This is a genomic window from Candidatus Omnitrophota bacterium, from assembly GCA_041649175.1.
Lineage (GTDB): Bacteria > Omnitrophota > Gorgyraeia > Zapsychrales > JBAZNR01 > JBAZNR01.
In genome coordinates, this window is the sequence record JBAZNR010000003.1 from 94,749 (window position 1) to 117,463 (window position 22,715).

Below are 22,715 nucleotides of genomic sequence, written 5' to 3' on the forward strand. Positions count from 1 at the left end.
TAGACATATGAATATTAATTATAAGCAATCGCAATTCGAACTATTTCCGGCTTCTGCGGGACATACGGAAAAAGAAGAAAAACCTAGATACTTTTTTTCCAGCCTTACGCTTTCTTTAGAAAATGTTGCGGTCGTAGGTATTTTTGTTCTTTTAAGCGTTATTGTTTCGTTTTCTTTTGGTGTTGAAAGAGGCAAAAGAATTGCGGTGGCAACGCCTAAAAGTATAAAAGAAATTCCCGCTCCAACACCGGCTGTTAATTCAAAAAATGTATTTTCTCCCAGTGACAATAAAGTCATAACGATGAATACCAAAGCGGTGACGACAAAACAATTAGTTGTCAATAAAACGGCATTGCCGATCGTTGCCGCCCAGAACAAAAATCAACAAATTGCAAAATTGTTACCGGCTGTTAATTCTCCGGCTGTTGCGCGTCAAGACATTAAACTTTCCTCGGGCGCTTATACCATCCAAGTGGCTTCGTATAAAAAGATCGAGGTTGCCCGCAGAGAAGCCGGACGCCTTACAGGCAAGGGGCATGATATTTTTGTGCTTCCCAAGGGAAATTATGCTATCATTTGTGTCGGAAAGTTTTCCAATGAAGGCCAGGCAAAAGCATTGCTGAGCAAATTAAGACAAACATACAAAGACTGTTTAGTAAGGAGATTGTAATGTCGATACACCCCTCTTTAAGAATTGATCCGGCGGCGGCCAAACAACGTTCTGTTTTGTCGCGCATTGAACGTATTAAAGACCTAATGAAAAAAGGGCTTTGGTCGGATAAACACGATGTGACCGGTTTACCTAAAACACGAGTTACTCGCATTAAAGCTAAAAAAGCTGCCAAAGCCGCTGCCCCCGAAAGCGCAACGGCTGCCGCTCCCGGTTCAGCTGCTGCCGCAAAAACTGCAGCCGCTGCTTCAGCCGCGGATGCAAAAACCAAAAAATAACGAATGACCCTCAGAAGCGTCTGCTTGTTATTGGTGTTGTGTTTTCTGTGCGTCAACGCATGGGCAGAGCAGCAATTTCCTTTCCTTGGCACGATCACCGAAGATAATGTTAATGTGCGCTCCGGCCAGGATATCAGCTTTGAAAAGCTGGGACAGCTAAAAAATGGCCAGGACGTTGTTGTGGTCGAGAAAAGTTACGATTGGTATAGAATAAAACTTCCGGACGGGTCTTTAGCGTATATAAGCGATAAATTCGTGAGGACAACCATCGCGGACGTGGGTGTTGTTGCCGGAAATCATGTTAACGTCCGGGCAGGAGCCGGAGAAAAATTTAATGTGATCGGCCGCTTGGATCGCGATACTAAAGTAAAAGTTCAAGCCAGGGAATCCGGCTGGTGCAAGATCGAACCAATGGAAGGCATTTATGGCTGGGTTTCTGCCAATTTTGTTGCTTTTAAATCTGCCGATATTCCTGCTCCTAAGGTCATCGCCGAGCCTCCTCGTAGTATTTATCCACGGCCAAAACCGGAATCAGAAAAACCCAAAGAGCCGGAATTATTTATTGCCGTCGGTCAGATCCAGGATCTGGGCCGGCATTTACCGGCAAAAGATCTTCGGTACAAGCTGACGGTCGATAATAAAACGGTTTATTACTTGCGCGGCGCTAAAGAAGTTATCGATCCGTTCGTGAAAAGAAAAGTTAAACTGCAGGGAAATGTCACGCCGGATCCGACCCGTCAATTCACCTATCCGATCATCTCCGTTGTTAAGATTGAATTAGCTCCATGAATTGGTTTGATTTTATAAAGATCGCGGCTTTATTTCTTGCGGCAGTCATCTTTCATGAATATGCTCACGGATGGGTGGCCAACCGCTTGGGAGATCCGACCGCAAAACGGATGGGGCGCTTGACGTTAAATCCGATCAAACACATTGATCTTTATGGGACCATCTTACTTCCGTTGATGCTTTTTTTGATCAATTCTCCGGTGATGTTTGGATGGGCTAAGCCTGTTCCGGTCAATTTCCTTGGCTTGCGAAATCCCAAAAAAGATATGGCTTTAGTGGGGATCGCTGGACCGGCGATCAATATTATTTTAGCTGTTCTCTTCAGCCAAATGTTAAGGCTTAACGTGTCGAATGAAGCAGAGATGTTGATCCGTGTATTTGTCCAGATCAACTTAGTTTTAGCGATCTTCAACATGGTCCCTATTCCGCCGCTGGATGGGTCGAGGCTGGTGATGGGGTTTTTGCCAAATCGCTACGCCTATTTTTACAGCCGGCTTGAACCTTATGGGATTTTTATTGTTTTTGTGTTATTGTATTTAGGATTATTGGAAAGCCTTGTTTGGCCTTTGGTTAAAATGGGAACTTATATTTTAGGTGTATCATGACGCGATCGATCAAAGTTAATCTTAAGAATAATTCTTATAACATTATGGTTGGTTCCGGTATTCTTGCGAAAGCAGGGCAATACATTCGCTCTCTTTCCTTGGGGACCGACGCGGTTGTTATCACCAATGCTTACATAAAAAAACTTTATGGAAAACGTTTAGCGCAAAGTTTAGAAAAAAGCGGATTATCCGTTCAGATCTTTGAGGTTGCCGATACGGAAAAAAGCAAGTCTTTGAGCGTGGCATCCGCGCTTTTAGCGAAGATCGCAAAATACGATACCGGTAAAAAGATCTTTGTTGTTGCCTTTGGTGGCGGCGTTGTCGGTGATTTGGCCGGTTATGTAGCCGCTATTTATAAGCGAGGTGTTTCTTATGTTCAGGTTCCGACAACGTTTTTAGCGCAGATCGATTCCGCCATCGGCGGTAAAGTGGCGGTTGATCTGCCTTCAGGCAAGAATTTAGTAGGAGCATTTCATCAGCCCAAATTGGTCTTAAGCGACGTTTTCTTGCTTAAAACTCTAAGCAAACGCCAGATCCGAAACGGGTTAGCTGAGGCGGTGAAATACGGGATAATCCGTGACGCTGCCTTATTTTTCTACATTGCTAGATGTTATAAACGATTGCTTAAGGCGGATACGTCTGCTTTAAATAGGCTTGTTGTCAGCTGCAGCAAGATCAAGGCGGATGTTGTATCTCGGGATGAAAAAGAAACAAAAGGAATTCGTACCATTCTTAACTTCGGCCATACGGTTGGCCATGCGATCGAATCGGCTAGCCGCTATGAAGATTATCAACATGGGGAAGCTATTAGTTTAGGCATGCGGGTTGCGGCAGATATTTCGGTTTGTTTAAAAATGTTAAACGTCAAAGATGCAAAGCGTATTGATCAATTATTGTCTTTGATCGGATTGCCGCAGCGGATCAAGAATGTTTCTCTTTCCGGTATTTTAGAAAGGATGCGCCGCGATAAAAAGAATAAATCGGGAAAGAATCGTTTTGTTTTGGCGCAGAAAATTGGTTCTGTAAAAGTTGTTCAGGGAATTCCCGAAGAAATTATCCGACAGGCAATCTTAAGCAGGATGTCGGTTTAATTTTTCGTCGTCAACGTAATGATCTCGCCCTTGTCTAAGATCTCCACTTTATCGACCGAAATATTCACCACGCGTTTTTCTCCGATATACTCACCGGCCTTATAGATCTGATTATTGATCAGCGCCATATGGCCGTCTTCCATGGTAATAATTCCGTTTAAAACAAGGGCTTCTGAGGAGGATGAAGGGGCTTCTGTGGCTGCGGGGGGCTGTGGTTGCGCGAACATGGTTACCGCGCCTTGCTTATTTGTTTCTTTAGGCTCTTCGGCTTGGGTTTCCTTGGTCGGTGTTTGGGCAGACCTAGATTTTGATGAAACTAAAATAAAAAATATTAAGCCACAGGACAAAAATCCAATTCCGACCAAAACAGCAGTTCCCCAGATCCAGGGATTTTTTTCCGAAGGCTGTTGTGAAGGGGAGGCCTGCGGGATCTTTTGCGCGAGTTGGTCCTGTGTTTTTTTAAGAGCTTCGTTAATAATGCTCATTTTTATCCGACCTCTTCAATGCATTTTTTGACCATATGGTAATCAATGGTAAATGTTTCCCCAACAAATCCGGCCAGCAAGGCGCGATCGCAAAGAATGTTAACGAGCCGGGGAGTTCCGGACGAATAAAGATATATCTCTTCAACGGCTTCCGGCGTGAATGTCAATTCCCGGGAGGCGCCGGCGACGTTGAGTCGATGGGTAATATAGTTCTTTAATTCTGCCTTAGCGAGTGGGCGTATATGGTAACGGACCGCGACGCGTTGATTTAATTGGCGCAGGGAAGAAAGTTTGAGCTTATCTCCAAGCTCCGGCTGTCCAACAAGAATGAGCTGCAAAAGTTTTTCTTTTTCGGTTTCCAGGTTGGATAAGAGGCGCACTTGTTCCAATTGACTTTCTTTAAGGTTCTGAGCTTCGTCGATGATAACGACAACATTATTTCCATGACTTGATTCTTGAAGTAGAAATTCGTTCAAAGCTTCAATAAGGGCGGCCTTGTTCTTATTTTTTGGGGTTAACCCAAAGTCTTTCATAATAAGTTGTAATAATTGAAGTTCGGAGAAATTTGGATAAAGAATGAAGGCTGTTTTCGTGCGGTTGTCCAGCGTATTTAAAAGGGCCCGGCACAACGTTGTTTTTCCGGTTCCGATCTCACCAGTAATGACTAAAATACCTTTTCTTTGCTGAATGCCGTAAGCTAAATGCGAAAAAGCTTCTTGATGGCAGCTGCTGGAATAGAAAAAACTCGGGTCGGAAGTGATGCTAAAAGGATTTTCCTTGAGTCCGTAAAATGCTTTATACATGTGCCCGATTATATCACGCGAGGCCTTTGAAGAAAAGGGCAGATTTATTTTTAGCTTAGAAAAAAAGAGTTGCCGCTAAAACAAAACATGATATACTCTAAGTGGATGAAAGCCACGGCATCCTAAATGAAACGTTAAAAGCGTTTGCATTAAAAAGGATACGTGGCATGTTTATTTCAGAGGAAGAAAAGACCGACAAAAGACAATTCAGGCGAGCCCGGTTTAACGAAGCTGTTCATTTCCAGGCCAGAGATGCCGGCAGGTCCGGTGGATGCCTTTCGTGCGACATCAGCGAAACCGGAATGAAGATCAATATAGATGATTTTGTTCCTGTCCATAGCGAAATGATCCTCCAAACGAAGCTAGCCAATATTGACACAGTGGTTGATTTGAAAGGTAAAGTAGCCTGGCTGCAACAAATTCCGTATTCCGACCGGTATTATGTTGGTGTTGAATTTACCAATGTTGACCCCGTCCAAAGAGAAGGAATCCGCAGTTACCTCAGATCACATCGGTTCTAACCAGTTTTAAAAATCACGAAGGCCTATTGATGAACTCTAGGAAAGGAGTATAATATCTACCATGGCTGAAGAAAAAAAGGAAGCAAAGCAAGAGGTAAAAGTTGTTGAAGCGGTTAAGAATTGTACTGGCTGCAACAAGCCGATGAAAAAGGTCAAGCGATATTACCGCAACGGGAAATATTATTGCAATAAAAGGTGTTTTAAGAACGCCAATACGAAAGATTCTGCGAAAGAATCCGACAAAGAGTAGGCCTTAACAAAGGAACGTTTCTTTGATCAATCATTCCCAAGAACGACGTAAACATCGGCGCCTGGATAATAACATTGCCCTTAAGATCTCCGGCTCCGATGCCGATATTGTCACGGAGACAAGAAATCTTAGCTGTTCGGGGGCATATTGCAAAGTTGATAAATCTCTTGAGCTGATGGCGAAGCTTAAGATCCATTTGCTTCTTCCATTCAAAAAAAATAAGAAAACAACAACGAAGCGTGTATCCTGCCAAGGCGTGGTTGTCCGCGTAGATCCTCAGCCGCAGAGCGATTTTTGCTATGCGGCGATTTATTTTAATGATATTTCGGAAAAAGACCGAAAGCATATTGAAGATTATATCGAATCCGTTCTAGCGCCAAAGACGAGCTAACCTTTTCCTTTTTTTAGATCACAGATCAATGTTTCTCGACCATTATATTTGCCATCTCGTTGGGTTTGATTTAAACAAAGAATCCATCGCTATTGATGGCATTGTTCAAAAGGGAGGCTAAAAGAAATTTATCATGGAAAATGCGATCAATGTGAGCGTAACGCCCATTCAGTTATTATTGTCTTTGCTGTTTCAGGTTTGGATCATTGTTTTTCCGATCATCATTATTAGGAAATTGAATCACTTAACAGCTTTGCTGCAAGAGCAATTTAGCTCAGACGAAGAATCGTCATCCGATCAATCGTAAAATGCAAAGATCGTTCATCGAATCCGGCTCAAGGATTATCCCTATTTTATATGAGGATAATTATTACGTGGTTTTTGATAAGCCGGCAGGCCTTCTGGTCATTCCCACACCCCAAAAAGAAAAAAATACCCTTGTTGATATCGTTAATTCTTGGTATTCTGCCAAAGAAAAAGGTGCTTATCTGCATCCGTGCCATCGCATTGACCGCGATACCAGCGGGATCATTCTTTTTGCCAAGGGCAAACATCATCAGCAGTTAATGATGGATGAGTTTAAAAAGCGTCATGTTAAGAAAAAATATATCGCTTTTTTAAACGGAAGACTTTTGAGAAGGCAGGCGGAAATACGCAGTGCGGTTAAAGATTTTGACCAGCAAAGGTATTCGCAAAATCTTCCGCCCAAGTTAGCCATTACGCGTTATCATGTTGTGGAGATCAGAAAGGCATTTACCATTGCGGAGGTTTATCCTGTAACAGGCCGGACGAACCAGATCCGTATCCAATTTAGCCAGATCGGATATCCGCTTTTAGGCGACCGGAAATATGCGATCGGCAAGGATTTTCTCGTTAAGTTTCGCCGCGTGGCGTTACATGCGCAAGAGTTGCAGTGGCGGCATCCTATTCTAAACAAAACGGTGAAGGTGATAGCGCCTTTGCCTAAAGATATGGAGGAATTTCTTGTCAGAAATCAAGATTAAGGGCCAGGCCCTCAATGAACTAGCGAAAATGTGCCATCAGGTCGCCGTTGAAAAAGGATTTTGGGACAAAGAACGCAATCTTGGTGAAGCTTTGATGTTGATCGTCACGGAGTTAGCCGAAGCGATGGAAGCGCATCGCCTGCAAGATCAAGAAAACTTTAAAGAAGAGCTTGCCGATACATTTATCCGCCTGCTTGATCTATGCGGCGGCCTAAATATTGATATTGAAGAAGAGATCGCTAAAAAGTATGAACGTAATAAAAAACGGCCGTATCGTCACGGAAAGATCTGCTAACGCGTGTTAACCCATAACCCATAGGAAAAAATATGCGTAAAATTCTCATTGTCGTGTGTGTTTCAATTCTTTGCCTTTCGGGAGGATGCTGCTTTTTAAGTTCGAATTGTGTTTCTTCGAGCGGGTTGGACCGAGATTTTGAAAGATTTATCAGTTTAAGAAAGAAGTTGTCGGAAGAGCGAAACGAGCGCCGCATTAAAAACATAGAATTTGCCATCGCCGAATACTATTTTAAGATCAATGATTTTGTGGATGCCAGGCTTGCTTTTGAAGACTATAAGAAAAATCGGCTTGCGGATTTGCATATCCTTTTGGCGAATTGTTATCTTTACAAGATAGCTCAAACCGCTGGCCAAGCACAAATAACGGAAGATCTTAAGAAAGAAATTTTTAATAAACAGTTCGTGCTCTTGTTCGACCGCTACAAAAGCATTAAGTATAAATCTTTGCTTGGCAGCCAGTACGAAATCCTCTATTTTGTCGACAAAATCGATGTTTTCTTAAACGGAGATGTTTTTGTCCAGATTGTCCCTTAGGGATTGCGCCAGATTTCTATTGCCGTTTGGGCTTTGCTTTTTGGTTGTTGCCCCCGTTTATCCGCTTACGAGTTTTCTCTCCAGGATAATCCTTAACCAGGTCAATGTTTCTGCCGGAAAAACGTTACAAGTCAGCGGACTGATCTTTTCTCGGCCCGGAAAAATGATTTTACAGGAAGTGTTTTTAGAATTTCCTGAAAACCGTATTTTCTTGGCCGACCGTGGATTTGTTTATTACGCCTTATCTGATCTGTGGAAAGGAGATTTGGTGATCAGAAAAGCTGTTATGAAAAACGGCCACATTGACCGCTGGAAAAAAGAAATCGTTCAAAATATACAGCAATCATTAATAGCAAAGCAAGGAATTCATCAAAAGAGAGATGAAAAAGTTTTTGATGTCCCCGAGTACCAGAATATTTGTTTTCAAAATTTTGCGGTTAAGCTTCCCGATCTTCCCGGAAGTAAGGATGCCGGAATACTTCTTTTAGATTTTTGCCTCACGGCGAGCAATTCTTACGGTAAATGCCAAGGGCAGGTGCGTTATCGCGGACCGATCGCGGAAAAAAGTTTTGCGCAGAAGATCTTTATCCAGGGTGTTAATTTCCTAGCTGATGTTGAATTTTTATCGGGCGATCTTCTGATCAATCACGCGGATTTCTCCTATAAACAATTTGTTTTTCGAGGAACGGGGATGATCAGGGATCTTGCCTATCAGCCGAATATTTCCATTAAATTCCATTCGGATCCGGTTCGCCTGGATCAAATGGCGAATTTAAAACAGCTTTCGCCTCAGGGCGGCGAAATAAGCTTAACCGGCGAGCTGATCGGAAATCTTGAACGCATTGATTTTCAGTCAGAATTATCCATGCCATCGGTAGAATTGAATATCGACAAAGATCTTTTAAAACTAGACAATCTTACAGGGCGTTTCCGATATCAATTGCCGGGTAATACGCTCGTTGTTGAGCAATTAAGCGGGATCGTAGATGATGAAACGCAATTTAATTTACGCGGGAATGTGATTAACATTTTCTCTCCGCGCCTGGACCTTCGTTGTGATATTTTTCAGCGTCCGGATAAACGTGAAAGATCAAGGAAGGCCAAGCTCATTCTTGCGGCCTTTTTTAAAGGGCGATGGGGAAAAGACGGTTTTTTGGGGCAAGTTGACATTGTCCATGATTATTCTAAGGATAAGCAATATCGATGTCGCATGAAGGATCTTTTATTCTTTCCGGGAAGATCTTCCAAGTCATGGGACGTCAAAACACATGGTGTTTTCTTTGAAGAGCTAAAAAGAGAAGAAAAATCGTCAAAGGTGGTTCAGGGTTTTGAATTTAAAACTGCCGATTTAAAGTTCCATACGAAAGGCAAAACGACATGGCTGGATGATTTTTCGATGCCGGGCTATGGCGGAGTGGTTTTGGCTAAGGGGGCGATCAATTTTCGAAATGGGCTTAGCCGCTATTTTCTACAGCTTAATTTTGAGAATTTAGATTTAAAAAATGTTAAGCTATTTGACCCTCTTACTTGTGACATTTCAGGCATTGTCAGCGGCTCGATCGAAATAAAAAACCAGGACGTATCTGTTCTTCGAGGTACAATTGCGGCGCAAAATTTTTCGTTGAAAAATTTTGCGCCCCTAGACAAGGTTTCGGAATTTATCGGCATAGATTCCTTGCGAGAGGTTCAGGGGAAAAATGTTATTATTGATTTTGAATTGACCGACCAGAAAACGCTGATTAGCCGCCTGGACCTAGACGGTGACCATGTTCAATTGCGTTCTCGCTTTGACGTTGATCAGCGTCCTTGGCTGGATGGCGTTGTGGCGCTTAGCTTACCTAGGGCTTCTTTAGAACAATCAAAAATATTCAAGACTTTGCTTTCCATTGCGCGTGAACGGGATCAATTATTAGATTTTGTTGTTCATGTAAGCGGTTTTTCAACATCGCTTCGCACCGAGCTTATCGAGAGCAATTTTCGGGACAAATTAAAAGAACAGATCGGGGTCAAGGTCCAGCGCTATATTGAACAAAAAGTTAATCAAGCTGTTGAGGGCCCGTAGGTTTTTGTCCTCTCGATTAGGGCATTGACCATCTGATTGGAAAACGATATAATGGGGCAGTTTTAATAGCTCAACAACCTAGTGACGGATTTGAAAGGGGCAGGTTTAATGAAAAAGATATTATCCATAGCGATGGCGCTTCTGCTGGCAGGATGTGTCACGGTTAAGATCCCAAAGTACCTTCAAGATGAATTTCCTTATAAAAAACAATATTTTCATAATTTTGACGATACGTTAGCCGCCACAACCAAGGCCCTGGAGAATTTAGGCTGGCGTATTTCTGAAACAACCCACCCGTCGGTTTTTGAGCATGGCCCTGACACCCAGGAAAGCGGTCCGCGACAGGTCCTTATTTTTACTGAGGTCCGCCAAACGCCTTTGATCTTGTCTTCGCGGTATATGAGCCTCAATGTTTATCTGAAGCAAGCAGATGGTAATAGCACGGATGTTGAAATTCGTTATGTCTCGGTGATGCCGGTCTTGTTTAAGAGCGTCCAAAATTATAAGAATGATTCTGTCGTCTATAAGATCTTTGATCAGATCTCAGAATTACTAGAAAAATAGCCGCGTTTCTTTTCTCGTCTCGGTTCTGGCATGGAAAAATTCATCCTGAAGTCCAAGTTTCGCCCTGTTGCGGAACAGCAAAAGGCTGCTCGTCAGCTTATGAGCGGCATAAAGCAGGGTCATAAGGCCCAAGTCCTTTTGGGCGTAACGGGAAGCGGAAAGACCTTTACGCTGGCGAATGTTATTAAAGAGCTTAATCGACCCGCCCTAGTTATCTCGCATAATAAAACCCTAGCCGCTCAGCTTTATAGTGAGTTCAAAGAATTTTTTCCGCAAAACGCTGTTGAATATTTTGTTAGTTACTACGATTATTACCAGCCGGAAGCTTACATCCCCCAAACCGATGTTTATATCGAAAAAGATGCGTCCATCAATGATCGCCTGGACCGCCTGAGATTATCAGCGACGACGTCTTTGATGTCCCGGCGCGATGTCATTATCGTATCAAGTGTTTCGTGTATCTATAATTTGGGAGCGCCTTCGGACTACAAAGAATCACTCGTGCATTTAGAGAAAGAACAAAAAATCGACCGCGATCAGGTTATCGCAAGATTGGTGGATATTCAGTATGAGCGCAATGATTATGAATTTTCCAGAGGGAAGATCAGGGTGCGAGGAGATGTGGTGGAAGTTTTTCCGGCTTATCGGCAGGACGCGCTGCGGGTAGAATTTTGCGGTGATTCGATCGAAAAGATCACCCAGATCGATCCCTTAACGTCAAAAACACAAGTTGAGCTGGAGAAGATCGCTATTTACCCGGCTAAACATTTTGTTGTTTCTTCGCCTCGCGTTGAAGAGGCCATTGAAACGATCCACCGGGAATTAGCTCAGCGCGTGGATGTTCTCAATAAGCAGGGAAAATTGCTTGAGGCTCAGCGTCTGAATTCCCGAACACGCTATGATATGGAGATGCTAAAAGAAATCGGATATTGCCACGGCATTGAAAATTATTCTTGTCCGCTTTCGGGCAGGCCGCCGGGAAGCAGGCCGTTCTCGCTTTTGGACTATTTTCCAAATGATTTTATTACCATTATTGATGAGTCGCATGTAACGGTTCCGCAGATCAACGGAATGTATGAGGGGGATCGTTCGCGCAAAGAAACTTTAGTCCAACATGGATTTCGCCTTCCATCATGTTTGGATAATCGTCCGTTGAAATTCAAAGAATTTATGGAAATCATAGGGCAAAGGGTTTATGTCTCCGCGACGCCGACAGATTTTGAGAAAAACGATAGCGGGCAAAGGATCACTGAGCAGATCATTCGTCCTACCGGTATTGTTGATCCGCCCATTGTTGTCCGTCCTTCTCGAGGGCAAGTGGACGATCTCGTTAAAGAGATCTGCGAACGCGCCAAGAAAAAAGAACGGACTTTGGTGACAACGTTAACTAAGAAAATGTCCGAAGACCTTTCCGCTTATTTAGAAGAACAAGGAATAAAGGTAAAGTATCTACATTCGGACATTGAAACGATCGACCGAACAAAGATCTTAAAAGAACTTCGTCAGAAGAAATTTGACTGCCTGGTAGGGATTAATTTATTAAGAGAAGGTTTGGACTTGCCCGAAGTTTCTCTGGTGGCGATCTTTGATGCCGACAAAGAAGGATTTTTGCGCTCCCAAACATCGCTCATTCAAACGGCCGGCCGCGCGGCCCGAAATATGAACGGCATGGTCATTATGTATGCGGATACGGTCACGACAGCTATGCGTAAAACCATCGAAGAATGCGAGCGGCGGCGAGAAATACAGCTAGCGTTCAATAAAAAACATCACATTACACCTACCTCGATCAAGAAAGCGATCCGGGAGGGAATTGAAGGATCAGAAGAAGCGCAGGAAATCGTCCTGGATGCCGTAGGGCAAAAAAGCGAAGAGTATGAGCTTTCGGAATTTGTCAGTGCATTAGAGCAGGAAATGGAGCTAGCCGCGCGCAATCTTCAATTCGAGCGGGCCGCGATCTTGCGGGATAAGATCAAAGAACTAAAGAATATCAAAGTGAAAAACCGCTAAAGGTTTTCAGAAAGCTAAAGTGAAAAACTTCTTTAAGCTCAGCAATACAAATGTGTTTTTATTTTTTGCCTGTGTTGCTGTGTTGGCCTTGGTGGTTCCTTTTTTAGTTCACGCGCGCTCAGCAGTGATCTATGTGATGAATATTTCTTTGGCGGCGGCGAATTCGTTTTTGATCTTTCTTCTTTTGACCAGCGTATTGCACAACAAGAAAACGGCGTTCACTTGGGGGATCGTGTTTCTGGCCGGTATTCTGATCGTCGCTCGGTTAGAGGCTAGCGTGACTTTAAAAGAATTTGCGTTCTTATTCTTCGCTTTAAAATCATTCTTAGCTTTTGTGAAAAGCGATAAAACCAACAAAAAGAATTATATTGTTTTAGCGGTTTTTATGTTCGGGTTTTCTTTGTTATTCAGCAAAAAAGCGCTCATCCTGCCGGCTATTTTCGCCCTCTATGATTTTTATTTCTTTTCCGACCAGAAAATACTAAGAGTTATGAAGAAGTGGATCATTTACGCGCCGTTTATTGTCATTGGCTTTGCCTATTTCTTCTTATCAAAATATCCGAATTCTTAAAGAAAATTGCGAAAGGCTGGCACAGGGAGTATAATACGAGAAACTTTTACCGGAATTAAAATGAGAATGTGATTATGGATAAAAAATATATTTTAGCGATCGACATTGGCAATACAACCGTTGCGCTGGCGGTCTTGCGTGGGGAGCGTGTTGTGAAAGTTTGGCGCGTAGAAAGCGTTTTGGAAAGCCGTGATTTAAAAGCGGAGCTAACGGTAGTTTTTAAAAGGATCAAGAACAATTATCCTGCGATCAGTAAAATAATATCCTGCAGTGTTGTTCCACGCGTGTCCCAAGTTGTCGCGTCCATCATTAAACAAGTTTTCAGGAAAGATCTTTATTTTGTCGGAGCTGACATCAAGGTTCCGATGAGAAATTGTTACCGTAATCCGCGTCAGGTTGGGCAGGACCGGTTGGTGGGCGCATATGCGGCAAAGATCCTTTACGGAGTTCCGGTGATCGTTATTGACTCCGGTACGGCCATCACGTTTGATATTATTTCGAAAAAAGGGGAATATTTAGGGGGGATGATCATTCCCGGGCTTCGTCTTTCAACGGAATCTTTATTCAAGCGCACAGCGCTTTTGCCGAAAATAAAGATAAAAACTCCCAAGGAGATCATTGGGCGTGATACCGAAAGTAGTATTTTAAGCGGGATCTTTTATGGGTACGGGGCTTTATGCGATGGCTTGATCGATTTGATCGCGCAAAAATTAAAAGCAAAACCAAAAGTTATCCTGACTGGAGGCCATGCTCGTCTCATCCGCCGTTTTATCCGCCGTTCGAATTGTGTCATTGAAGAGGATTTGGTCTTTAAGGGAATTCATCTGATCGACCAGCACTGTTCTCGGTAGCAAGGTTTGTTAGCACTCTGAATTTTAGAGCGCTAAAAAAATTCTTGACAAAATTTTTGATTTTCGGTACATTAGCACTCTGAAGTTAAGAGTGCTAACTTTGTTTAGCGGGAAATTTTGAAAAGTTTTTCAAGTTCAACATTTTAAAGGAGGTGTTTGTCGTGGAGATCAAACCATTAGGCGACAGAATTGTCGTAAAGCCTTTAGAGGCTGAAGAAAAAACAAAGGGCGGAATTGTCCTGCCGGATACAGCAAAGGAAAAGCCGCAAGAGGGCAAAGTCGTTGCTGTCGGAAAAGGAAAAGTTTTAGACAATGGCACAGTTCATCCTTTGGAAGTGAAAGCCGGAGACCGTATCCTTTATGGAAAATATAGCGGAAGTGAAATAACGACGCGTGAAGGTGACGAGCTGTTGATCATGCGCGAAGAAGATGTTTTGGCTGTCATCAAGTAATATTAGGCAATTTTAAGTTAATCAAAGGAGGAGTTTTACCATGGCAAAGCAATTATTATTTAGTGAAGAAGCCAGACGCAAGATCCTTAAGGGCGTTGAGCAGTTAGCGCACGCCGTTAAGGTAACGCTTGGCCCCAAAGGACGTAACGTCGTTCTAGACAAAAAATTCGGTTCTCCGACCATTACCAAAGACGGTGTGACCGTAGCGAAAGAAATTGATCTCGAAGATCCATTTGAAAATATGGGTGCCCAGATGGTCAAGGAAGTTGCCGAGAAAACATCTGACAATGCCGGTGACGGAACAACGACCGCGACGGTTTTAGCTGAAGCGATCTTTCGGGAAGGTTTAAAAAATGTTACCGCCGGTGCTAATCCGATGGCTTTAAAGCGCGGCATTGAAACAGCCGTCGAAACGGTTGTGGCCGAGCTTAAGAAGCTTTCCAAAAAAGTTGACAATAAAAATACCAAAGAAGTCGAGCAAGTTGCCAGCATTGCTGCCAACAATGATCATGCGATCGGCAAGATCATTGCCGAAGCCATTGATAAAGTCGGCAAAGACGGCGTCATCACCGTGGAAGAATCTAAAACCATGGCGACGGAATTAAAATTAGTGGAAGGGATGCAGTTTGACCAAGGCTACCTTTCGCCTTATTTCGCGACAGATGCCGACAAGATGGAATGTGTTTTAGAAGATCCTTATATCTTGATCTATGAAAAGAAAATTTCAAACATTAAGGATATGCTTCCGTTATTGGAAAAAGTTGCCAAGGGCGGAAAACCGATCCTTTTGATCTGCGAAGAAGTTGAAGGTGAAGCATTAGCAACTCTCGTTGTTAACAATCTCCGCAAAACTCTTTCCTGCGCGGCGGTTAAAGCTCCCGGATATGGCGATCGAAGAAAGTCCATGTTGGAAGATATCGCTGTGTTGACCGGCGGCAAAGCCATTACGGAAGACCTCGGCATTAAATTAGAAAACTTAAATCTTACCGATCTTGGTCGTGCGAAAAAAGTCAAGATCGATAAAGACAATACGACCATTGTGGAAGGTGCCGGTAAAACCGCCGACATTAACGGCCGTATCGGACAGATCAAAAAACAAATTGAGGCAACTGATTCTTCTTATGATAAAGAGAAGCTGCAGGAAAGATTAGCTAAGCTTTCCGGCGGTGTCGCTATTATTAATGTGGGTGCGGCGACCGAATCAGAAATGAAAGAAAAGAAAGCGCGCGTTGAAGATGCTTTGCATGCAACCCGTGCTGCCGTTGAAGAGGGTATTGTTCCGGGCGGCGGTGTTGCGCTTCTTCGAACAATTTCAGCCCTTGAAAAATTAAAGTTAAAAGGCGATGAGCAAACCGGCGTTGATATTATTAAACGCGCGATTGAAGAGCCTTTGCGGCAGTTAGCCAGTAATGCCGGCTTAGAGGGTTCAGTTATTGTGGAAAAGCTCAAGAATGAAGAAAAGGGTAATATTGGTTATGACATTAGCCAAGATGCCTTTGTGGATATGTTCCAATCCGGTGTTATTGATCCGGCCAAAGTGACCCGAACGGCTTTACAAAATGCGGCCAGTATTGCGGCCTTGTTGCTAACAACGGAAGCCTTAATTACCGATTTACCTGAAAAGGATAAACCGGCAATGCCTCAGATGCCCGGTGGTATGGGCGGCGGCGGGATGTATTAATCCCCGCGCAGGAAAAGCTGAAAACGGATTATTTTAATGGAGCCCCGCACCTTTTAAAAATTCATTTTTCAAGAATGATAAAAGGTGCGGGGCACTTTTTATTATTGACATTTCAAGGCAAAATCCGTATAGTATATCCCAATTAAGTAATGATTTTCCTTTCATCAATACGCAATTATAAATTTTCTTAACGTTAAGGAGGCAAAGGATTTATGGCTGAATGGGTTGGTATTGGCCGGCGCGCAAGGCGCTGTTATGGTTTTGATGAGATCGCGTTAGTTCCCGGAATGGTGACGGTAAATCCTAATGAAGTAGACACCAGTTGGGCCATCGGAAAAATGAAATTTTCTGTTCCGATCGTCGCGGCGGCGATGGACGGAGTTGTGGACGTTAAATTTGCCGTAGCCATGGGAAAACTCGGTGGAATTGCTGTTTTGAATCTCGACGGTATTCAGACGCGCTATGAAAATCCTGATGAAGTTTTAAATAAAATTGCCAGCGCAACCCCTCAAGAAGCCACCAAACTTGTTCAAAGTGTTTATCTTACTCCCGTTAAAGAAAAATTGATCGCCAAGCGTATTCGCGAGATCAAGTCACATAAAGTTCCCGCCGTTGTCAGCTGTATCCCTCAAAATGCTAAAAATTTCTGTGATATTGCCCAAGATGCCGGCTGTGATATTTTTGTCGTTCAATCGACGGTCGCGACGACGCATCATATTGCCACAGAATATAAAGTTTTAGACTTAGAAAAGTTTTGTAAGAAAGCAAAAATTCCTATTATCATCGGAAATTGCGTTACCTACGAAGTCGCTTTAGAGTTGATGGAAATCGGCGCTTCGGCGCTTTTAGTCGGCGTTGGCCCCGGAGCGGCATGTACCACGCGCGGTGTTTTAGGCATCGGTGTTCCGCAAGTCACATCAACCGTTGATACGGCCGCGGCCCGTGAATATTTCTTCAAAAGAAGGGGAAAATATATCCCTATCATCACAGACGGCGGTATGCGCATTGGCGGGGAGATCTGCAAAGCCATCGCGTCCGGCGGTGATGCGGTTATGGTAGGCTCAGCATTTGCCAAAGCCAAAGAAGCTCCCGGCCGAGGGTATCATTGGGGCATGGCGACATCGCATGCGAATTTACCCCGCGGAACACGCATTAATGTCGGAACGACCGGGGCATTAAAAGAGATCCTTTTTGGGCCGGCGCAGGTTGATGACGGTTCACAAAATCTCATGGGTGCTCTTAAAACATCCATGGGGTCATTGGGTGCTTCCAATATTAAAGAAATGCATGATGTGGAGATGATCATCGCTCCCTCAATTCAAACAGAAGGAAAGATCTTCCAGGTTGGCCAACGGGTAGGAATGGGAAAATAATATGAAAACAAAAGATGTTATTCTAATTTTAGATTTCGGTTCACAATATACACAGTTGATCGCACGCCGTATCCGTGAAAGCAAGGTTTTTAGCAAGATCGTTCCGTATAATATTTCGATGGAAGAGATCGAGAAATATAATCCCAAAGGATTGGTTTTATCCGGCGGGCCGATGAGCGTTTATGATAAAAACGCTCCGTTGCCGCACAAAGAGATCTTCAAGCTGGGCAAACCTATTCTAGGGATTTGCTATGGCATGCAGGCGATCACGCATATGCTAGGCGGAAAAGTGAAAGAAACTCCCAAGAGGGAATTTGGCAGGGCGGAATTATTCATCGATAGCAGTAAAGGGCTTTTTGAAAGCCTTCCGAGCAATCTAACATGCTGGATGAGCCATGGCGATGAGATCAAAAAGCTCCCGCAAGGATTTACCGCCATTGCGCACACCTTAAATAATCCGATCGCGGCCATTGCCAATAAACCAAAAAAGGTTTATGGCGTTCAGTTCCATCCTGAAGTTGTTCATACACAGCGCGGCCAGCAGATCATCTCTAATTTCTTATTTCAGATCTGCGGTTGTTTTCCTCGCTGGACCATGGATCGGTTTGTCCATGAAACGGTGAAAAACATCAGAGAAGTTGTCGGTAAAAAAAGAGTTGTTTTAGGTTTAAGCGGCGGGGTTGACTCGTCTATAACGGCGATGTTGCTCCAGCAGGCGATCGGCAAACAGCTATACTGCATTTTTGTCGATAACGGACTTTTGCGAAAAAACGAAGCGTCGACTGTCGAGAAAACTTTTAAGGGCGCTTTTAAGATGAACTTAGCCTGCGTTGACGCGCAAAAAAGATTTTTACAACGTCTTAAAAACGTTACGGATCCCGAACAAAAACGAAAGATCATTGGCGATGAATTTGTTAAGGTTTTTCAAGAAGCCGCTAAGAAGATCAAAGGTGTTGAATTCTTAGGCCAGGGAACTTTGTATCCGGATGTTATTGAATCCTTTTCGCCTTTAGGCGGCCCGTCAGCGACGATAAAAACGCATCATAATGTCGGCGGATTGCCTAAGGATATGAAATTAAAGCTCATCGAGCCTTTGCGCGACCTATTCAAAGATGAGGTTCGCATGATCGGCAAATACATAAACCTTCCCGAGAATATGATCAAGCGCCAGCCTTTTCCAGGCCCGGGCTTGGCAATTCGTATTGTTGGTGAAGTGACCGAAGAGCGTCTCAACATTTTACGCGAAGCTGATGAAAGAGTTTTAGAGGAAGTCAAAAAGGCCGGGCTTTATAATGATATTTGGCAATCGTTTGCGGTCTTGCTTCCCATTAAAACGGTTGGCGTCATGGGTGATCAAAGAACGTATGAAAACGCGATCGCGCTTCGTTGCGTCAGCAGTGCCGACGGCATGACAGCCGATTGGGTTAAGCTTCCGCATGAACTATTAGAAAAGATCTCCAATCGCATTATCAATGAAGTTCAGGGTGTTAATCGCGTGGTTTATGATATTAGTTCTAAACCGCCGGCGACCATTGAGTGGGAATAGGTTTGAGCCGCTTACGATATTGATGTTTTAAAGTGTAGTTACGTAAAAATTTTCCTCCAATCTGTATCCTCGCGAAGCTGATACGTTATGATGTATCATTCTGATTTTGTTCATCTGCACGTTCACACGCAGTACAGTCTTCTAGACGGTGCCTGCCGCATCAAAGAACTCGTCAAAAAAGCCGCGGATTGTAAAATGCCCGCTTTGGGAATGACCGATCATGGCAATATGTTCGGCGCGGTCGAGTTTTATCAAGCGGCCGTTAAAAATGGTGTAAAGCCTATTATTGGATGCGAATCTTACGTCGCGCCGGGCAGCCGTTTGGAAAAAGGAACGGGGCAAGGCGGGGCATCGCATTTAGTTTTGTTCGCGCGAAACGAACAAGGCTACCGCAATTTGATGAAACTCATTTCTTTAGGATATTTGGAAGGATTTTATTATCGTCCGCGTTTAGATAAAGAGATCCTTAGCAAATATTCCGACGGGCTTTTATCGACATCGGCATGTATGCGCGGGGAAGTAGCCTGGAATATCCGTCAAGGAAATTATGCGGCGGCCGTTAAGGCTGCGGATGAACTTTCTCATATTTTCGGAAAAGGGAATTTTTATTTGGAGCTGATGGAAAATCAAATTCCCGATCAAAAGATCGTCAACGAAGGATTGCTTAAGATCGCCAAAGACTTAAGCTTGCCGTTGGTTGCCACCAATGATGTTCATTACATCGAGCAAAATCAAGCCTCCGCCCATGAAGCGCTTTTGTGTATTCAAACACAAACGACTTTAGATGATCCTAATCGCATGAGGCTTAAGACAGAAGAATTTTATTTTAAAGACCCGGAAGTTATGAAGCAGATGTTTTCTCATGTCCCGGATGCCATCAGTAATACCTTGGCCATTGCCGAAAAATGTAATCTCGAATTAGAATTCAACAAGATCCACATTCCGCACTACGATCCGCCGGGTGGAAAATCCAAAGAAGATTTTATCCGCGAACTTTGTATGGAAGGAATTAAAAAACGTTTTGGCACCGCTAATAAAGAAATTTTGGCGCGCTTAGAGCATGAACTGACGGTCATTAAAAAAATGGGTTTTATTAGTTATTTTTTGATCGTTTGGGATTTTATTCATTATGCCAAGCAAAGCGGAATTCCCGTCGGGCCAGGGCGCGGTTCGGCGGCCGGGAGCTTGGTCAGTTATCTTTTGGAAATTACGAATTTAGATCCGCTAAAATACGGATTACTTTTTGAACGGTTTTTAAATCCCGAACGTTTAAAGATGCCTGATATTGATATTGATTTCTGTTACGAGCGCCGTCCCGAGGTCATCGCCTATGTGACGAATAAATACGGAAAAGATAATGTCGCGCAAATCATTACCTTTGGAACAATGCAAGCGCGCGCCGCCATCCGCGACGTCGGAAGAGTTATGGGCGTTGCCTATAGCGACGTAGATAAGATCGCCAAAATGATTCCCGGAGATCCCAATATCACCCTTGAAGATGCCGTAAAAATAGAACCGCAATTAAGCCAGCTTTGTAAAACCGATGAAAAATCCGCACGGATCATTGAAACGGCGAAAGTTTTAGAAGGCTTAAGCCGCCATGCCTCTATTCACGCGGCGGGCGTTGTGATCTCTGATAAGCCTCTAACCGAATATGTCCCGCTTTTTAAGACAAGTGACGGCCAGATCACCACCGGTTATTCTATGGATGGCATTTCAAAGATCGGCCTGCTTAAAATGGACTTTTTGGGTTTGCGCACGCTAACGGTTATCAGTGAAGGCGTGAAGCTCATCAAAAGGATACACGACGTAACTATAGAGATCGATAAGATCCCCATCGATGATCTTAAAACTTTTGAATTATTAAGCCATGCCAATAGTTTTGGCATTTTTCAGCTGGAAAGTTCGGGGATGCGCGAATTATTAAAACGCATCAAGCCGACACAATTCGAAGACCTGATCTCTATTTTAGCTTTGTATCGTCCGGGTCCTATCGGCAGCGGCATGTTGGATGATTTTATTAAACGTAAAAAAGGGGAAATACAATTTCGTTATGATCATCCGAAGTTGGAATCGATCTTAAAAGAAACCTACGGCATTATCGTTTTCCAGGAGCAGGTTATGCAAATTGCGAGTGTCTTGGCAGGTTTTAGCATGACGCAAGCCGATCACTTGCGCCAGGCGATGAGTAAAAAAGACCCCTTAGTTATGGATCAGATGCGAAAAGATTTTATTTTAGGATGCCATAAAGCGAATAATATCGCCGAAGGGCTGGCAAATAAAATCTTTGACCTTATTGACTATTTCGCCGGTTATGGGTTTAACCGAAGCCATTCGGCGGCATACGCGCTTATTTCATACCAGACGGCTTATTTAAAAGCGAATTATCCGGTTGAATTTATGTGTGCGCTTTTGACTTCAGAAAAAGATAATACCGATAAGGTCGTGGAATATGTTAAAGAATCGGAAGCCATGGGGATCAAGGTGCTTCCGCCGGATGTCAATGAAAGTTTGGCGGCGTTTAACGTTATTGACGAGAAAACTATCCGCTACGGATTGATCGCGGTCAAAAATATCGGAAGCTTAGCCATTGAATCCATTGTTGAACAAAGAAAACTCGGGAAATATAAATCTCTTTTCGATTTTTGCGAACGGGTAGATCTGCGCCTGGCCAACCGAAAGGTTGTGGAAAGCTTGATCAAATGCGGGGCATTCGACAGCTTTGGATTTTATCGTTCGCAAATGATGAGCATGGTTGATCAAGCGTTAGAATCGGGCGCAAGGTCTCAGAAGGAAAAATTATCGGGGCAGTTTTCATTTTTCGGAATGGGTAATGATGGATTTCAGAAAAATGAAGATCTTCCTCAGATCAAAGAATGGCCGCAAGCGCAAATTTTAGCTTTTGAACGGGAGCTTTTAGGTTTTTACGTCAGCGGGCATCCTTTAACGCGTTATGATATTGAAATTAAAGCATTTACAGATTACACCACCAAGGAATTTTATCGGGCAACCGAAGGGCAGGAGATCAAGTTTGTTGGGCTTATCGGATCGGTGAAGCTGACAACGACCAAGCGAACCAATGAACGTATGGCTATTTTGAAAGTCGAAGATATGGAAGGAGAAGCCGAAGCGGTTGTTTTTCCGTCCGCTTATCCGACCGTAGCGGCCCAACTTAAGGAAGGTACGGTTGTGGTGGTTAAAGGCCGGGTGAGCTTCCGAGATAATACGCCTAAGATCATGGTCAGCGATATTAAGCAAATGGATGAAGTTTATAAGTCTATTACGGCGATAAGTATTGAATTATCAGGGGTTAACGAAGAGGCTTTAAAGTCCTTAAAAGAAAAATTGGCGCTTTTTCCCGGAAAGGTCCCGGTTTATTTGCGATTAGACACCAATTCTTATAAAAGCGTGCAAATTTTGGTCGGGGAAGATTTTTTTGTTGCGCCTAGTGAAGTTTTATTAAGCGATCTTAAAGACTTGGTGGGAGCCGGAAATTTTTCCTTGACACTGTAACATATTGCTGATACTTTACTTATGATTAGGAGGAACAAAAGATGACTAAGAAAGACATTGTTCTTCGGATTACCGACATGACGGGCATTAAGCAGGTGGACGTCAAAAAGGTTGTACAAAAGACTTTTGATTCCATTGTGGAAAGCCTCATGCGGTCAGAAAAAGTTGAGCTGCGCAATTTTGGTGTTTTTAAGATCAAAGAACGCCGCGCTCGCTTTGGCAGAAATCCAAGAACGGGAGAGAGTGTTCCGGTGCCGCCTCGTAAGGTCGTTGTCTTTAAACCCGGCCTTGAAATGAAGAAAAAGATCAAGTAGTTCTTTTGACCATTTCAACTTTGCATGCGGAATTGAAAAATAGAAAATGAAAAAGGGCGT

The 22,715-nt window shown here is 43.5% G+C and carries 25 protein-coding genes; 23 read left to right on the forward strand and 2 right to left on the reverse strand.

Features of this window, described 5'->3' with window-relative positions; translation table 11 throughout:
- The first annotated feature begins 7 nt into the window (after window positions 1-7).
- The 5 genes from WC676_07550 to aroB are packed head-to-tail and all read left to right on the forward strand — an operon-like array spanning window position 8 to window position 3,433.
- The gene (locus WC676_07550) at window positions 8-670 is read left to right on the forward strand and encodes an SPOR domain-containing protein (GenBank protein MFA5060463.1); all 663 of its coding nucleotides are present in this window, start codon (window positions 8-10) and stop codon (window positions 668-670) included.
- Window positions 670-948, forward strand: coding sequence for a small basic protein (locus WC676_07555; GenBank protein ID MFA5060464.1), 279 nt, complete (start codon window positions 670-672; stop codon window positions 946-948). The genes WC676_07550 and WC676_07555 overlap by 1 nt, the downstream gene beginning before the upstream one ends.
- Before the next feature lie 3 nt (window positions 949-951).
- Complete coding sequence (locus tag WC676_07560) at window positions 952-1,737, forward strand: SH3 domain-containing protein (protein MFA5060465.1); 786 nt, start codon at window positions 952-954, stop codon at window positions 1,735-1,737.
- Complete coding sequence (locus WC676_07565; GenBank protein MFA5060466.1) at window positions 1,734-2,342, forward strand: site-2 protease family protein; 609 nt, start codon at window positions 1,734-1,736, stop codon at window positions 2,340-2,342. The genes WC676_07560 and WC676_07565 overlap by 4 nt, the downstream gene beginning before the upstream one ends.
- Window positions 2,339-3,433 carry a 3-dehydroquinate synthase gene (aroB, locus tag WC676_07570; GenBank protein ID MFA5060467.1) on the forward strand — a complete coding sequence of 365 codons (1,095 nt, stop codon included), beginning with the start codon at window positions 2,339-2,341 and terminating at the stop codon, window positions 3,431-3,433. The genes WC676_07565 and aroB overlap by 4 nt, the downstream gene beginning before the upstream one ends.
- Here the strand turns inward: aroB and WC676_07575 are convergent.
- Both WC676_07575 and WC676_07580 read right to left on the reverse strand, forming a co-directional pair.
- The gene (locus WC676_07575; protein MFA5060468.1) at window positions 3,430-3,918 is read right to left on the reverse strand and encodes a hypothetical protein; all 489 of its coding nucleotides are present in this window, start codon (window positions 3,916-3,918) and stop codon (window positions 3,430-3,432) included. The two genes, aroB and WC676_07575, sit on opposite strands and share 4 nt — an antisense overlap.
- A 2-nt stretch (window positions 3,919-3,920) precedes the next feature.
- Window positions 3,921-4,721, reverse strand: a complete 801-nt coding sequence (locus WC676_07580; protein ID MFA5060469.1) for an AAA family ATPase — start codon at window positions 4,719-4,721, stop codon at window positions 3,921-3,923.
- Between the two features lie 167 nt (window positions 4,722-4,888).
- On the opposite strand from WC676_07580, the gene WC676_07585 reads away from it, so the two are divergent.
- From WC676_07585 to WC676_07670, 18 genes are all read left to right on the forward strand, one after another.
- On the forward strand, window positions 4,889-5,242 hold the full coding sequence (locus tag WC676_07585; GenBank protein ID MFA5060470.1) for a PilZ domain-containing protein: 354 nt from the start codon (window positions 4,889-4,891) through the stop codon (window positions 5,240-5,242).
- Window positions 5,243-5,303: 61 nt separating this feature from the next.
- On the forward strand, window positions 5,304-5,492 hold the full coding sequence (locus tag WC676_07590; GenBank protein MFA5060471.1) for a hypothetical protein: 189 nt from the start codon (window positions 5,304-5,306) through the stop codon (window positions 5,490-5,492).
- 22 nt (window positions 5,493-5,514) lie between these two features.
- A complete protein-coding gene (locus WC676_07595) occupies window positions 5,515-5,883 on the forward strand; it encodes a PilZ domain-containing protein (GenBank protein MFA5060472.1) in 369 nt (122 codons plus the stop codon).
- 133 nt (window positions 5,884-6,016) lie between these two features.
- The gene (locus WC676_07600) at window positions 6,017-6,190 is read left to right on the forward strand and encodes a hypothetical protein (protein MFA5060473.1); all 174 of its coding nucleotides are present in this window, start codon (window positions 6,017-6,019) and stop codon (window positions 6,188-6,190) included.
- Between the two features lies 1 nt (window position 6,191).
- Window positions 6,192-6,887 carry an RluA family pseudouridine synthase gene (locus tag WC676_07605; protein MFA5060474.1) on the forward strand — a complete coding sequence of 232 codons (696 nt, stop codon included), beginning with the start codon at window positions 6,192-6,194 and terminating at the stop codon, window positions 6,885-6,887.
- The gene (locus tag WC676_07610) at window positions 6,868-7,182 is read left to right on the forward strand and encodes a nucleotide pyrophosphohydrolase (GenBank protein ID MFA5060475.1); all 315 of its coding nucleotides are present in this window, start codon (window positions 6,868-6,870) and stop codon (window positions 7,180-7,182) included. The genes WC676_07605 and WC676_07610 overlap by 20 nt, the downstream gene beginning before the upstream one ends.
- A gap of 32 nt (window positions 7,183-7,214) precedes the next feature.
- Complete coding sequence (locus WC676_07615; protein ID MFA5060476.1) at window positions 7,215-7,718, forward strand: hypothetical protein; 504 nt, start codon at window positions 7,215-7,217, stop codon at window positions 7,716-7,718.
- Complete coding sequence (locus WC676_07620; GenBank protein ID MFA5060477.1) at window positions 7,699-9,780, forward strand: hypothetical protein; 2,082 nt, start codon at window positions 7,699-7,701, stop codon at window positions 9,778-9,780. The genes WC676_07615 and WC676_07620 overlap by 20 nt, the downstream gene beginning before the upstream one ends.
- A gap of 108 nt (window positions 9,781-9,888) precedes the next feature.
- Complete coding sequence (locus WC676_07625; GenBank protein ID MFA5060478.1) at window positions 9,889-10,344, forward strand: hypothetical protein; 456 nt, start codon at window positions 9,889-9,891, stop codon at window positions 10,342-10,344.
- 30 nt (window positions 10,345-10,374) lie between these two features.
- Entirely contained in the window at window positions 10,375-12,354 is a 1,980-nt protein-coding gene (uvrB, locus tag WC676_07630) for an excinuclease ABC subunit UvrB (protein ID MFA5060479.1), read from the forward strand.
- Between the two features lie 19 nt (window positions 12,355-12,373).
- Complete coding sequence (locus tag WC676_07635) at window positions 12,374-12,925, forward strand: hypothetical protein (protein ID MFA5060480.1); 552 nt, start codon at window positions 12,374-12,376, stop codon at window positions 12,923-12,925.
- 74 nt (window positions 12,926-12,999) lie between these two features.
- On the forward strand, window positions 13,000-13,776 hold the full coding sequence (locus WC676_07640) for a type III pantothenate kinase (GenBank protein ID MFA5060481.1): 777 nt from the start codon (window positions 13,000-13,002) through the stop codon (window positions 13,774-13,776).
- Window positions 13,777-13,937: 161 nt separating this feature from the next.
- Window positions 13,938-14,228 carry a co-chaperone GroES gene (gene groES / locus WC676_07645; GenBank protein MFA5060482.1) on the forward strand — a complete coding sequence of 97 codons (291 nt, stop codon included), beginning with the start codon at window positions 13,938-13,940 and terminating at the stop codon, window positions 14,226-14,228.
- 40 nt (window positions 14,229-14,268) lie between these two features.
- The gene (gene groL / locus WC676_07650) at window positions 14,269-15,909 is read left to right on the forward strand and encodes a chaperonin GroEL (GenBank protein ID MFA5060483.1); all 1,641 of its coding nucleotides are present in this window, start codon (window positions 14,269-14,271) and stop codon (window positions 15,907-15,909) included.
- A 212-nt stretch (window positions 15,910-16,121) separates the two neighbouring features.
- Window positions 16,122-17,282 carry a GuaB3 family IMP dehydrogenase-related protein gene (locus WC676_07655; protein MFA5060484.1) on the forward strand — a complete coding sequence of 387 codons (1,161 nt, stop codon included), beginning with the start codon at window positions 16,122-16,124 and terminating at the stop codon, window positions 17,280-17,282.
- Window position 17,283: 1 nt separating this feature from the next.
- On the forward strand, window positions 17,284-18,828 hold the full coding sequence (gene guaA / locus WC676_07660; GenBank protein ID MFA5060485.1) for a glutamine-hydrolyzing GMP synthase: 1,545 nt from the start codon (window positions 17,284-17,286) through the stop codon (window positions 18,826-18,828).
- An 87-nt stretch (window positions 18,829-18,915) separates the two neighbouring features.
- The gene (locus tag WC676_07665) at window positions 18,916-22,341 is read left to right on the forward strand and encodes a DNA polymerase III subunit alpha (GenBank protein MFA5060486.1); all 3,426 of its coding nucleotides are present in this window, start codon (window positions 18,916-18,918) and stop codon (window positions 22,339-22,341) included.
- 41 nt (window positions 22,342-22,382) lie between these two features.
- Window positions 22,383-22,655 (forward strand): HU family DNA-binding protein, encoded by a 273-nt coding sequence (locus WC676_07670; GenBank protein ID MFA5060487.1) that lies wholly within the window; start codon window positions 22,383-22,385, stop codon window positions 22,653-22,655.
- Window positions 22,656-22,715: the final 60 nt, after the last annotated feature.